Raw genomic sequence first — 512 nt, forward strand, 5'->3', positions numbered from 1 at the left:
ATCACACGCCCTCCCCGTTTCTTGCCGTGGTTGATTGAAGAATACGGGCTTGGTGAACTGACACCTTATGTTCCAAATCTCTATGATTTGATTGATCAAGGGCTTCAATGGCAGAGGATACGTGGCTCCCTTGCGGCAATAGAGATGGGGCTTGAATGGCTAGGGATTTCGGCACGCTTTCAACCCGCCTGGACGGGGCGCGCATGGTGGAACTCCTTTCAACTTGATTTTGATCAGTTGCCTGAACGAACACAGCTTGAAGCCATTGAAGCGATTACAGATCTCTCCAAAAGTTTGCGCTCTGATTTTCGCCGTGGGACCTATGGTTATGATGTGCAAGCCTTGGAAGGCAATATGTCACGCCTTGATGACAGCATGTTGGAGTATGAAAGCGGTGTTCACTTAACAGCTGGGGACACTTTGTTTTCCTTTGGACGCACAACAGAGATCAATCACACGCTCACAAGAGAAGAAGGCAGGCTTATTGGTAATTGGATAGATGACTTTGACGA

At 48.2% G+C, this 512-nt stretch carries 1 protein-coding gene; it reads left to right on the forward strand.

Features of this window, described 5'->3' with window-relative positions; all coding sequences use genetic code 11:
* Positions 1-512, forward strand: a 512-nt coding sequence (locus ACFINS_RS11355; RefSeq protein WP_375706327.1) for a phage tail protein, incomplete at both ends; no start/stop codon positions are given.

It is taken from the genome of Bartonella sp. AA2SXKL, assembly GCF_042197205.1.
In the GTDB taxonomy this organism is placed as follows: Bacteria; Pseudomonadota; Alphaproteobacteria; order Rhizobiales; family Rhizobiaceae; genus Bartonella.